The organism is Campylobacter concisus ATCC 51562 (assembly GCF_000466745.1).
In the GTDB taxonomy this organism is placed as follows: domain Bacteria; phylum Campylobacterota; class Campylobacteria; order Campylobacterales; family Campylobacteraceae; genus Campylobacter_A; species Campylobacter_A concisus_B.
The window spans coordinates 222,172-234,310 of record NZ_ANNI01000009.1 but is presented as its reverse complement, the minus strand read 5'-3'; the positions used below and the strand labels follow the sequence as shown (position 1 = coordinate 234,310).

Annotated in this window: 12 protein-coding genes; 10 read left to right on the top strand and 2 right to left on the bottom strand. The window is 36.4% G+C overall.

Annotation, left to right across the window (positions count from 1 at the left end; translation table 11 throughout):
• The first annotated feature begins 97 nt into the window (after positions 1–97).
• The 9 genes from gatC to ATCC51562_RS08150 are packed head-to-tail and all read left to right on the top strand — an operon-like array spanning position 98 to position 7,555.
• Positions 98–385 carry an Asp-tRNA(Asn)/Glu-tRNA(Gln) amidotransferase subunit GatC gene (gatC, locus tag ATCC51562_RS08190; protein WP_021091810.1) on the top strand — a complete coding sequence of 96 codons (288 nt, stop codon included), beginning with the start codon at positions 98–100 and terminating at the stop codon, positions 383–385.
• A 10-nt stretch (positions 386–395) separates the two neighbouring features.
• On the top strand, positions 396–1,535 hold the full coding sequence (locus ATCC51562_RS08185) for a type IV pilus twitching motility protein PilT (RefSeq protein ID WP_021091666.1): 1,140 nt from the start codon (positions 396–398) through the stop codon (positions 1,533–1,535).
• Complete coding sequence (locus ATCC51562_RS08180) at positions 1,535–2,146, top strand: CvpA family protein (protein ID WP_021091661.1); 612 nt, start codon at positions 1,535–1,537, stop codon at positions 2,144–2,146. Before ATCC51562_RS08185 ends, ATCC51562_RS08180 begins: the two co-directional genes overlap by 1 nt.
• Before the next feature lies 1 nt (position 2,147).
• Entirely contained in the window at positions 2,148–2,615 is a 468-nt protein-coding gene (locus tag ATCC51562_RS08175; RefSeq protein ID WP_021091630.1) for a Fur family transcriptional regulator, read from the top strand.
• A 4-nt stretch (positions 2,616–2,619) separates the two neighbouring features.
• Positions 2,620–4,128: a lysine--tRNA ligase gene (gene lysS, locus ATCC51562_RS08170; RefSeq protein WP_235044201.1), complete on the top strand. Its 1,509-nt coding sequence runs from the start codon at positions 2,620–2,622 to the stop codon at positions 4,126–4,128.
• Positions 4,125–5,369 (top strand): serine hydroxymethyltransferase, encoded by a 1,245-nt coding sequence (locus ATCC51562_RS08165; RefSeq protein ID WP_021091587.1) that lies wholly within the window; start codon positions 4,125–4,127, stop codon positions 5,367–5,369. Before lysS ends, ATCC51562_RS08165 begins: the two co-directional genes overlap by 4 nt.
• A complete protein-coding gene (locus ATCC51562_RS08160) occupies positions 5,369–5,911 on the top strand; it encodes a DUF1882 domain-containing protein (protein ID WP_021091718.1) in 543 nt (180 codons plus the stop codon). Before ATCC51562_RS08165 ends, ATCC51562_RS08160 begins: the two co-directional genes overlap by 1 nt.
• A 13-nt stretch (positions 5,912–5,924) precedes the next feature.
• On the top strand, positions 5,925–6,770 hold the full coding sequence (locus ATCC51562_RS08155) for an SPOR domain-containing protein (RefSeq protein WP_021091873.1): 846 nt from the start codon (positions 5,925–5,927) through the stop codon (positions 6,768–6,770).
• The gene (locus ATCC51562_RS08150; RefSeq protein ID WP_021091794.1) at positions 6,767–7,555 is read left to right on the top strand and encodes a shikimate dehydrogenase; all 789 of its coding nucleotides are present in this window, start codon (positions 6,767–6,769) and stop codon (positions 7,553–7,555) included. The genes ATCC51562_RS08155 and ATCC51562_RS08150 overlap by 4 nt, the downstream gene beginning before the upstream one ends.
• Positions 7,556–7,676: 121 nt before the next feature.
• Here the strand turns inward: ATCC51562_RS08150 and ATCC51562_RS08145 are convergent, their stop codons facing one another.
• Positions 7,677–8,732 carry a TRAP transporter substrate-binding protein gene (locus ATCC51562_RS08145; protein ID WP_021091622.1) on the bottom strand — a complete coding sequence of 352 codons (1,056 nt, stop codon included), beginning with the start codon at positions 8,730–8,732 and terminating at the stop codon, positions 7,677–7,679.
• 90 nt (positions 8,733–8,822) lie between these two features.
• On the opposite strand from ATCC51562_RS08145, the gene pyk reads away from it, so the two are divergent.
• Complete coding sequence (gene pyk / locus ATCC51562_RS08140; RefSeq protein ID WP_035167580.1) at positions 8,823–10,274, top strand: pyruvate kinase; 1,452 nt, start codon at positions 8,823–8,825, stop codon at positions 10,272–10,274.
• Positions 10,275–10,919: 645 nt separating this feature from the next.
• On the opposite strand, the gene dnaJ is transcribed toward pyk, so the two are convergent.
• Positions 10,920–12,062 (bottom strand): molecular chaperone DnaJ, encoded by a 1,143-nt coding sequence (dnaJ, locus tag ATCC51562_RS08135; RefSeq protein WP_021091609.1) that lies wholly within the window; start codon positions 12,060–12,062, stop codon positions 10,920–10,922.
• Between the last annotated feature and the right edge of the window lie 77 nt (positions 12,063–12,139).

The following is a 12,139-nucleotide window of genomic DNA, read 5'->3' as shown; positions in this document are numbered from 1 at the left end:
TTCGCAGATTTTAACATAATTAAATTAAAACTATCCCAAAATTAAAGCTTGAATGTGATATAATGGCTCAAAATTAATTAATAAGGTTACTTATATAATGCAAATAGATGATACTCTTTTAAATAAATTAGAAAAACTTTCTGCCTTACAAATCAGTGATGAAAAAAGAGAAGAAGTAAAAAAACAACTAAGCGAGATTGTATCTTTTGTCGATATTTTAAATGAACTTGATCTAAGTAGCGATGAAGCTGTAGTTAGCTCTATAAAAGGTGGCACACCTTTAAGAGAAGATGAGTCAAGACCAAGTGATGTGATTGATACGATCTTGAAATACGCTCCTTCACGTGAAGGGCATTTTTTTGCTGTACCAAAAATAATAGAATAATGGTAAAAATATGGATCTAATCGAACAGCTTCAGGCAAAGAATTTAAGTGTAAAAATACCAGAAGATAATAGCCTTAATAATCTTGCTAGCGATATAAAAACACTTTTAAAAACTGTTGTGAGTGATAAGGCAAGCGATCTTCACCTTGTTTCAAGATCCGAGCCTCAAATAAGAGTAGATGGTGCTTTAAAGCCCATTGATTTTGGCATATTAAGTGGCAAGGATATAGAGAATTTATGTTTTGCTTTGATTACTGATGAACAAAAAAGTGAGCTTGAGAATAATAAAGAGCTTGACTTTGCTATCGAACTTCCAGACATTGGTCGCTTTCGTGGCAACTATTACTATACCATGAATGGTGATTTAGCTGCTGCTTTTCGTATAATCCCAATCAATCTCCCATCTCTTGATGAGCTAAATGCCCCACAAATTTTTAAGCATATTATTAAGCGTGAAAAAGGCCTTATTTTGGTTACCGGACCGACAGGAAGTGGTAAATCAACAACTCTTGCAGCTATGCTTAATGAGATAAATTTAAATTATAGAAAGCATATTATTACAATTGAGGATCCAGTCGAGTTTGTGCATAACAATAAAAAAGCTCTATTTTCTCATAGAAATATCGGCACTGACGCAACTTCTTATTCAAGGGCTCTAAAATCTGCGGTTCGTGAAGATCCAGATATTATACTTGTGGGTGAGATGAGAGATAGAGAAACGATTTCAACGGCTATTACGGCGGCTGAGACTGGACACTTAGTCTTTGGTACGCTTCACACAAATTCAGCCATTCAAACTATAAATAGGATCGTTGATAGTTTCGATGGAAGTGAGCAATTACAAGTAAGAAATATGCTTAGCGTTTCGCTAACTGCTGTCGTTTCACAAAGTCTGATCCCAAAGATAGGCGGTGGAAGGTGTGCTGTGTATGAAATTTTAATAAACAATATGGCTATCTCAAACTTGATACGTGAAAATAAAATACATCAAATTTACTCTCAGATGCAACTAAATCAACAACAAACTGGCATGAGTACGCAAACTCAGGCTTTGATGAAAGTACTAAAAGAGGGTAAGATTACAAAAGAAAATGCGCTAGCTTATTCAACTAGTCAGCAAGAACTTCAAAATTTAATAGGAACTATATAATGGATTTAGTAACGTGGTTTGATATTATTATTATTGCTCTTGTCTTGATGCTTGGCATAAAAGGCATATTAAATGGACTTATCAAAGAAGCTTTCGGACTTATCGGACTTATCGGAGGCTTAATTATAGCTAGTAGGTTTTCAGATCTATCTGGTGAGTTTATAACTAAAAATATATATAAATTTGAAAATCCTTCATTTTTACAGTTTGTCGCATTTATCTCTCTTTGGCTAGTTTTCTGGATAGTCTGCTTGCTAGTTGGTAAATTTTTATCAAAAATAGTTTCAGTAAGCGGACTTGGTTTTTTGGATAGACTTGGTGGATTTGTTATGGGAAGTGGAAAAATTTTCTTAACATTTTCGGCAGTAGTTGCTGTAATACCTGGCACTTCGCTAAATAATATAATTGCTCCTTATTTTGCGAACAGTAAAGTTTATCCGGTTTTGATAGAAACTGGCAAATGGATAACAAATCTTGATGTAAAAAATATCAAAAGTGAGTTAGATGAGATAGTGGCAAGACCAATGGATACAAATAAAACTGACGCATTTATCTCAATGGATGCAAATGCTAGTGTAAATACCGACTCTAATATCACAAAAGGGGAATAAGATGATAGAAAATTTAGAATATGATGCGTTGCTTGAGAAATTCAAAAGAGTGCTTCGCGACAATGGTTTAAAATACACGAAACAGCGTGAAATTTTACTAAAAACGCTATACAACAATGGTGAACACTTTACTCCAGAAAGACTTTATCTTTTTATAAAAGAAACGCACCCTGAGCTAAATATTGGCATCGCAACTGTTTATAGAACACTAAATCTACTTGAAGAATCAGAAATGGTGACATCAATCAGCTTTGGTTCACAAGGTAAAAAATTTGAGCTTGCCACAAAGCCACATCACGACCATATGATATGCAGAAAGTGCGGCCTTATTATAGAATTTGAAGATCCAATGATAGAAAAAAGACAAATCAGTATCGCAAAAGATCATGGTTTTAAACTAACTGGCCATATGATGCAGCTTTATGGAATTTGTGAAAAATGCTCAAAAAATAATATAAAGGGAAAGTAAGGTGATATTTGACAACCAACATGAGATTCAACGACTACAAAGTATAGATGAGCTAAGAAATTTAGGCATTAATCCATATCCGCATTTTCTTAGAAGAGATATGAATATCTCTAAATTTAGACTAAAATTTAACTATATTAATGATACAGAAGAGAAAAAGGCCGAAGGTCAGCTAGTAGGTCTTGCAGGTAGAATAAAACTAATTCGTGATGCTGGAAAAGCGGTCTTTGCAAATATCGAAGATGAAGATGGAAATTTACAAATTTACTTTAGCAATAAAACGCTTGATCCAGAGTGGTTTAAAATCGTTAAAAAATACGTAGAGATAGGCGATATCGTCTATGTCAGAGGTTATGCATTTATAACAAGAACTGGCGAATTTTCCATGCATGTAAGCGAGCTTAGCCTTGCTTCAAAGTCAATAAGTCCACTTCCTGAGAAGTATCATGGTCTAGTTGATGTTGAGACAAGATATCGCCAAAGATATCTTGATATGATAATGAACCCTGAAGTTAGAGCTGATTTTAAAAGACGCTCAGTGATTATTAGTACGATTAGAAGATTTTTTGAAGAAAAAGGCTTTTTAGAAGTTGAAACACCGATGCTGCACCCAATAGCAGGTGGCGCAAATGCTAAGCCATTTATCACTTTTCACAATGCCCTTGGAGTCGAGAGATATCTAAGGATCGCACCTGAGCTATACCTCAAACGCCTTATAGTAGGTGGCTTTGAGGCTGTTTATGAGATGAATAGAAATTTTAGAAATGAAGGTATGGATCTTACTCACAACCCTGAGTTTACAAGTATAGAGTTTTACTGGGCATATCATAACTATCACGATTTGATGGGTATCACAGAGGATCTTTTTAATGTCATTTTAGACAAGCTAGATATGGAAAAAGTTGTAAATTTTGACGGCATGGAGATTGATTTTAGTAAGCCCTTTAAGCGAATAAGCTACAAAAAAGCTCTAGTTGAAATTGGCGGACTAGATGAGAGCATAATAAACGACAAAGATAAAATTTTAGCAAAACTAAGAGCTGATGGCCTTGAAGCAAATGAGAAGCTTGATCTTGGTCACTTACAGGCTGAGCTATTTGATAACTACGTGGAGAGTAAGCTTATACACCCAACTTTTGTTATTGATTATCCGATTTCGATCAGTCCACTTTCAAGAAGAAGTGACGCAAATCCTGATGTGGCTGAGAGATTTGAGCTATTTATCGCTGGTCGTGAGCTAGCAAATGGCTTTAACGAGCTAAACGATCCAATTGATCAATACAACCGCTTTAAAGCTCAAATCGATGCTAAAAATGCAGGCGATGACGAGGCACATGAGATGGATGAGGACTATGTAAAAGCCCTAGGATACGGCATGCCACCAGTTGCAGGTGAGGGTATAGGCATCGATAGGCTTGTTATGCTTTTAACTGATAAAAAATCAATACGTGATGTTGTACTCTTCCCAGCGATGAGGCCACTTAAAAATGAGATAAAGGAGAATGAAAAATGAGTTTGCAAAGCTATGATAAGGACATTTACGATCTAGTAAATTTAGAGTTAAAACGCCAATGTGATCACCTTGAGATGATCGCTAGTGAAAATTTTACATATCCAGAAGTTATGGAAGTAATGGGTTCAATCCTAACAAACAAATACGCTGAAGGTTATCCTGGCAAGAGATATTATGGTGGCTGCGAATTTGTAGATGAGATCGAGCAAATAGCGATCGATAGATGTAAAGAGCTTTTTGGATGTGAATTTGCAAACGTTCAACCAAACTCGGGCTCTCAGGCGAATCAAGGTGTTTATGGCGCTTTACTTAATCCAGGCGATAAAATTTTAGGCATGGATCTAAGCCATGGTGGACACTTAACACACGGCGCGAAAGTCAGCAGCTCCGGCAAGACGTATGAGAGCTTTTTCTATGGCGTCGAGCTTGATGGCCGCATAAACTACGATAGAGTCATGGATATCGCAAAGATAGTAAAACCAAAGATGATCGTTTGTGGCGCAAGCGCATACACAAGAGAGATCGAGTTTAAAAAATTCCGTGAGATAGCTGATGCTGTTGGGGCGATACTTTTTGCAGATGTTGCTCATATCGCTGGTCTAGTCGTAGCTGGTGAGCATCAAAGTCCTTTCCCATACTGCGATGTCGTAAGCTCAACTACGCATAAAACATTAAGAGGCCCAAGAGGCGGTATCATTATGACAAATAATGAAGAGTATGCTAAGAAGATAAATGCCTCTATTTTTCCAGGCATCCAGGGCGGACCACTAGTTCATGTTATCGCAGCAAAAGCAGTTGGCTTTAAGCACAACCTTAGCCCTGAGTGGAAAATTTACGCTAAACAAGTAAAAGCAAATGCTAAAAAATTAGGCGAAGTGCTAATAAAAAGAGGTTTTGACCTAGTGAGTGGTGGTACCGATAACCACCTAATTTTAATGAGCTTTTTAAATCGCGAATTTAGCGGTAAAGACGCTGATATCGCTCTTGGAAATGCTGGAATAACGGTAAATAAAAATACAGTTCCAGGCGAGACAAGAAGTCCATTTATCACAAGTGGTATACGTGTTGGTAGTCCTGCGCTTACGGCTCGTGGCATGAAAGAAGCTGAGTTTGAGCTAATAGCAAACAAAATAGCTGATGTGCTAAGCGATATAAACAACACATCTTTGCAAGAGAAGACAAAAGCTGAGCTAGTCGAACTTGCTCATAAATTTATAATCTATGATAAAGCGACATTTTGATGCAAAGTATTGATACGGCACTTATAAAGATTATTACAACTCACTACTATATCAAGCGTGATACGATCGTTAATAAAATAGAATACAGAGGCAAAATTTTCTTTGATAAATTTGAAAAGATAAATGAGCCACTGACCTATAATATTATAAAAGAGCATGAAGAGGGCAAAGCTGTTATCGCACACTCTTTAATAAATGCATACGATAAAGTTGAGAATATAGTCTTTGACTATAACGGCAGAACCCCAGATAGATTTTGGCATAAAGCACAGCTTCTTTTAAGAGAAGAAGGGTTTATAAATTTTACAGCCTACGAGAGTAGGACACCAGGGCATCTGCATCTTTATGTGCATAAAGGTCACACTACGCTAAATGAGGCTTGCCAGCTAGCAAATATGCTCAACGCAAAGCTTTCACAGAAGTTGCCTAAAGAGTGGAGGATGTTTCCTAATATCGATATGCCAAAAGAATTTAACATACTAACTTTACCTTATAAACTCTATCAAAAAGAGCGCGGGGCAAGTTGGTCAAAATATATGTAATTAAGGATAAAAAGTGGAAAACGATGAGTTAAAAGATATTCTTTTAGAAAGAGATGATGACGCAAGAGGATTGAAGCTAAAAAAACTTCTTATATTTATAGCAGCTCTTATTATACTTTTTTTGATTATTGTAGTGGCTATGAAGCTAGTAAATTCAAGCGATCCTTCACAAGCTCAAAATGAAGCTGATTCAAGACTAGTGCTTCCTCCAGTACCAGCTGAGCAACCAGTAGATAGACAAGCTCCGATAGCTGATACAAATTCAGACAATAAAAAAGGCGATACACAGCTTTTTGAGCAAGTACCGATCGTGCCTGAAAATAAGCAACAAGATGAATTTGAAGATATGATCAAAAAGCTAAAAGATAAAGAAAACAATAAGCCTGTTTCTAAAACTGAAGAGCCAAAAGAGATAGTTAAGCCTATCGAAAAGCCTGCTGAAATACCAGCAAAAAAAGCTGAGACAAAGGTAGATACTTCAGTTAAAAAAGTCGAAAAAGTAGTAGCTACTGATAAAAAGAGTGAGGCAAAACCAGCTAAGACTGAAAATAAAGTAGATAAAAAGATTGAAAAAAAGGCTGAAACCAAAATAGATAAAGCAGACAAAAAAGCTGAAGTAGCTAAAAGTGAACCTGCTACAAAAGGCTCTTACGTTCAAGTATTTGTGACTAGTAAATTTAATCCAAATGCTGAATATATGAAGAAGATCGCTGCTAAGGGATATAGCTACAAGACTATAAAAGTTGGTGAACTGACTAAAATTTTAGTTGGCCCATTTGATGAAAAAACGCTTCAAAAAGCAGTAGGTGATATTAGAAAAGATATCAATAAAGACGCTTTTATCTTTAGAGCAAAATGAAAACATTTGCAGTCTTTGGAGATCCAATAGCTCACTCGGTATCTCCGAGGCTGCACAACAAAGCCATTGCAGACCTGGGCTTAAAAGCACTTTATACAAGAGTCTTGCTAAAAGATGGCAGCGAATTAATCAATAAATTTAAATCCTTAAAATTAAACGGTGCAAACGTAACACTTCCACATAAAGAGTGGGCTTTAAATTTAGCCGATGAAGCTTCAGATATAGCTCGTAAAATAGGCTCTGCAAATACTCTTGTGCTTAAAAATGATAAAATTTATGCTCACAATACAGATGCGCCTGGGTTTTTAAAAGCAATAAAAAATTTTAAAGATGTAAGAAAAGCAATTGTCCTTGGAGCAGGCGGTACTGCAAATGCCATAACTTATGCATTAAGAGAACAAGGCGTTGATGTTTGCATACTAAATAGAAGCAAAGATAGGCTTGAGAAATTTAAAGATGAGTACAAATGCTTTAGCTGGGATAACTACGAAGAGCAAAAATTTGATCTAGTCATTAACTCGACCTCTGCTGGCCTAAAGGATGATTTTTTACCAGCACCTAAAGAAATTTTAAAAAGCATTTTTAAAGATGCTAAATTCGCATTTGATGTGATTTATGGTAAGCAAACACCATTTTTAGAAATGGCCAAGCAAAGCAGCCTTGGTGTAAAAGATGGCGCCGATATGCTTTTATATCAAGCGGTCTTAGCACTAAATTTATTTTTTAATAATACACTTGATGAATCAAAGATCGAGCGCTCAATGAGAGAAATTTTCTATCTATAATAGCCACCAGTATTTATTTTTGTAAAAATTTATGGCTTGTATAAAAACGTTTCGATTAAAATTTTTATTGAAAGTAATTAGAATAAATATAAAAAGCAGGGAAAATCCCTGCTAAATTTTACTATTCATTTGTTTTGATATAAGCGTAGTCTGAAATTTTAGTCCATTCTCTTGCTTTTTTAAGGAAGGCTCTTTGAGACTCAACGATCTCTTTAAATAATGGATCTTTAGCACTCTCTTCATCTAGTAATTCATTTGTAGCTTTTTTAAGAGCTGCGATTACTTCTGGAGGGAAAGATTTTACTTGGATGTCTGGATACTCGCTCTTCATTTTATCCCAGTACTCGACGTTTGAATAAAATACTTTTGTATTTGCATCTCTTGCTACTTCGGCTGCAGCTGCTTCAAAGATCGCTTTTAGATCATCTGGAAGTTTTTCGTATGATTTTTTATTAAAGAAAAATTGAGTTTCACCGTTTGGCTCTTGCCAGCCTGTGTAGTAGTATTTTGCCACTTTATGAAAGCCAAGTGCCATGTCATAAGCTGGGCTAACCCATTCGACTGAGTCAATCGTTCCCATCTCAAGAGCCATGTAAAGCTCACCAGTTGGGATAGTGTTAATGTTAGCGCCAAGTTTAGCGTAAATTTCACCACCAAAGCCCGGAATTCTTATCTTTAAACCTTTGATATCATCTAGTGATTTTATCTCTTTTTTAAACCAGCCACCCATTTGCATGCCGGTATTTCCAGCTCTAAAAATTTTGATATTGTATGGATCGTAAACTTTTGCCTCAAGCTCCTTACCACCGCCAAATTCATACCAAGCTGTTTGCTCGTCAGTATTCATCATAAATGGTGTTGCTGTAAAAAATATAGTTTTAGCATCTTTGCCTTTATAATAATAGCTACTTGTGTAGGTAATGTCGTATTGACCGCTTTTAGCAAAGTCAAGCATTGCAAAAGGCGATTTATGCTTTGATGGATAATCAATCCTTAGCTCAAGTCTGCCATTACTCATCTTTTCAACTTTATCCTTTAGCTCTTTTGGTACATCACCAAGCACTGGCATAGTGCTCTCCCATGAGCTAGCAAGCTTTAGCTTATAAACTTTATCATCTCCCATAGCAACGCAAGCAACAGCTGCTAGACCAAGAGACGCTAATAAAAATTTATTCATATCTTCTCCTTTAAAATTTTGACTATTATACAAAAATTTACATTATTAAAATGTGTTATAATCGCAAAAATCAAATTTATGGGGCATAAAATGATAAAAAAGACGAAAATCGTAGCTACTTTGGGGCCAGCAAGTGATAATGAAGAGACAATGGAAGCGATGGTAAAAGCAGGTGTTAATGTCTTTCGTTTAAATTTTAGCCATGGGACACACGAATACCATAAATCAAACATTGACAAGATAAGAAATATAGAAAAAAAGCTAAATAAAAGAATAGGAATTTTACAAGATATCTGTGGTCCAAAGATCAGAGTTGGCAAGCTTAGTGAGCCATTTTATCTAAAGGCTGGCGACGAACTAAGCATATACGCAGAGGATATTGTTGGTGAAAAAGTGGAAAAAGGAATTTATAAAGTAAGCCTAAATCAGCCTCAAATTTTACCTATGCTGAAAGTTGGCGAGTATGTCTATCTCTATGATGGTTCTATAAGAGCAAAGGTTGTCAGCGAAGGCAAAGAAATAGTAAAAACTATCATTGAAAATGATGGAATTTTAAACTCAAATAAAGGCGTAAATTTCCCAAATACAGCCCTTGGCATCGAGATCATCACGCAAAAAGATAAAGAAGATATGAAATTTGGCGCAAAACATGGCGTAAATTTTGTAGCCATTAGCTTCGTGCAAGATGCAAATGACGTAATAAAGGCAAAAAATATCTTAAAAGAATTTGGCTCAAGAGCTGCTGTTTTATCTAAGATCGAGAAATTTGATGCGGTTGAAAATATAGACGACATCATTGCAAAGAGTGATGGCATCATGGTAGCTCGCGGCGATCTTGGCATAGAAGTGCCATTTTATAAGGTCCCAACTATCCAAAAGCTTATCATCAAAAAAGCAAATGCAGCAAGCAAGCCAGTCATCACAGCAACCCAGATGATGCTAAGCATGGCAGAGCATGAGACTGCCACAAGAGCAGAGATCAGTGACGTGGCAAATGCCGTGCTAGACGGCACTGATGCTGTTATGCTAAGCGAGGAGAGTGCGATCGGTAAAAACCCAGTCGCAGTCGTGGAGGCGATGAGTAAAACGATCATCCAAACTCAAAGCATCTATCCATATAATAAATTTGATGAGTTTGACTTTTTTGACGAGACTGATATGGTGGCAAGTAGTGCCGCATCTCTTGCTGTTCGCATAAAAGCAGATGCTTTAATCTCAATCACTGGCTCAGGAAAATCGGCTATAAAATTAGCTAGAAACCGCACAAATATCGATATCATCGCAGTCGCTCACGATGAGCAAACAGCGCACATGCTTACCCTTGCTTGGGGTGTTACGCCAGCACTTGTACTAGAAAAAACAAAGCTTAGCTCACTTTTGGCAAATGTCATGAAAAAGGCGTATGAAGAGGGATATGTCGAACACGATAAGACTTATCTTGTCACAGCCGGTCATCCTACGGGCGTTGAGGGTAGCACGAACCTTATACGCATTATCAGACGCGATCAGCTTGATTATTATTTGGAGCTTGCAACTGAGTAAATTTATATACTCTCTTGCAAATTTTAAAATTTTGCTTGCTCGTAAGAATTGACTGCTAAGATTTGTTCTTGCTTTTTGCTTGGCTCAAATCTTAGAGCCGAAATTACTCGCTCATGAAATTTTAAAATTTGCCTGATGCCTACCTAATATAACAAAGCAATTTTGCAAATTTTAAAATCTTACTCGCTCATCTTAGCAGACTACTAAATTTAGGCCGCACTTCGTTTGGCACTAAATTTATAGCCGTGATATGCTCGATAATAAATTTTATAATTTGCTGGAAATTTAATATAACGCATGCAGTGCGTTAGTACTGAGACATGCCACTTCTAACGTCGTCGGGGTTAGGGGATTGTTAAGGGGGAAGGGAGCGACTTCGTAATTCAAGCCTCTTCTCCCCCTTAACAAAAGAAACAAACATTTAAATTTAACTAGATTGCTTTGTAAATTTTAAAACTTTCATTCACTCGCAAGAATTGACTGCTAAAATTTGGCTTCACTTACCGCTTAGCTCAAATTTTAGAGCTGAAATTACTCGCTCATGAAATTTTAAAATTTGTGTGAAATTTACTTGTAAAAATTAGGATATATAAAATTTATTTTGAAAGAATTTGTGACGCAAAATTTAACGTCACAAATCTAAATTTATTTTTTCTTTTTGCCTTTTGGTTCATCGCCTTTAAACCAGCTTTTTATCTTATCAAAGACACTTTCATCGGTATTTGATTTGCCTGATTCTATGCCAAAGCTAGCTTGAAGCTTATTTAAAAGCTCTTTTTGCTCGTCGCTTAGTTTTTCAGGCGTTTGAATAGAAATTTGTGCTACTAGCCTACCTTTTTTGCGCGAATTTACGCTTTTAATACCTTCATTTTCAAAGATAAATTGCTGCTTATCTTTTGCTCCAACAGGTAGTTTTAGCTCAGTTTCTCCTCGAAGAGTTGGAATTTTTATGCTTTCGCCAAGTATAGCTTGCGTGAAAAAGACAGGAATTTCTAGATAAACATCGTCGTTGTGACGAATAAAATGCTTATCTTCTTTTACGTTTATACTTACATAAAGATCGCCTTGAACGCCGTTTGTGCCGATATTGCCTTTGCCAGCTACTCTCATTCTCATACCGCTATCAACACCTTCAGGGATGGTAATCTTTACAGTTTGTTGCTGGATTTTATAAGCTTTTGCGTTACAATCAGGGCATGGCTCGCTTATTACTTCACCGCTTCCGTGGCAATATGGGCACTCTTGGACGATATTCATAAATCCATTTCCGCGTGTTATTCTGCCACTCCCGCCACAGTGCTGGCAAGTCTTACTCTTGCCATCTTTACTGCCGGTTGCATTGCATGTTGGGCAAGGTACTTTTTGATCAAATTTTATCTCTTTTTCGCAACCAAAAATAGCTTCGTTAAACTCCAAATTTATAGGAATTTCAAGATCGGCTGAGTATTTTTCTGAGTATCTTTTTCTCTGCCTAGAACTACTTGTAAAACCGCCACCAAAAAATGAGTCAAAAATATCTGAAAGATCAAAATCGGCACTAAATCCGCCACCGCTACCAAATCGACCCTCAAGGCCTTCTTTGCCGTATCTGTCGTAGATAGAGCGTTTTTGTTCGTCGCTTAAAACTTGATAAGCTTCATTTATCTGTTTAAATTTTAGTTCAGCCTCTTTGTCACCAGAATTTCTATCTGGGTGATATTTCAAAGCAAGTCTTCTAAAGGCTTTTTTGATCTCATCTCCGCTTGCATTTCTTGAAATTTCAAGGATTTCGTAATAGTCAAATTCCACATTTTTCCTTGTTAATTAAGCTTATTTTAAATATGGGATTTTACCCAAAAAAGTTTAAATTTAAAAAAGAATTTACA

Excerpts from the sequence above, each read along its gene's own strand:
- gatC (WP_021091810.1), top strand. The coding sequence starts at position 98 with ATGCAAATAGATGATACTCTTTTAAATAAATTAGAAAAACTTTCTGCC.
- ATCC51562_RS08185 (WP_021091666.1), top strand. The coding sequence starts at position 396 with ATGGATCTAATCGAACAGCTTCAGGCAAAGAATTTAAGTGTAAAAATA.
- ATCC51562_RS08180 (WP_021091661.1), top strand. The coding sequence starts at position 1,535 with ATGGATTTAGTAACGTGGTTTGATATTATTATTATTGCTCTTGTCTTG.
- ATCC51562_RS08175 (WP_021091630.1), top strand. The coding sequence starts at position 2,148 with ATGATAGAAAATTTAGAATATGATGCGTTGCTTGAGAAATTCAAAAGA.
- ATCC51562_RS08165 (WP_021091587.1), top strand. The coding sequence starts at position 4,125 with ATGAGTTTGCAAAGCTATGATAAGGACATTTACGATCTAGTAAATTTA.
- ATCC51562_RS08160 (WP_021091718.1), top strand. The coding sequence starts at position 5,369 with ATGCAAAGTATTGATACGGCACTTATAAAGATTATTACAACTCACTAC.
- ATCC51562_RS08150 (WP_021091794.1), top strand. The coding sequence starts at position 6,767 with ATGAAAACATTTGCAGTCTTTGGAGATCCAATAGCTCACTCGGTATCT.
- ATCC51562_RS08145 (WP_021091622.1), bottom strand. The coding sequence starts at position 8,732 with ATGAATAAATTTTTATTAGCGTCTCTTGGTCTAGCAGCTGTTGCTTGC.
- pyk (WP_035167580.1), top strand. The coding sequence starts at position 8,823 with ATGATAAAAAAGACGAAAATCGTAGCTACTTTGGGGCCAGCAAGTGAT.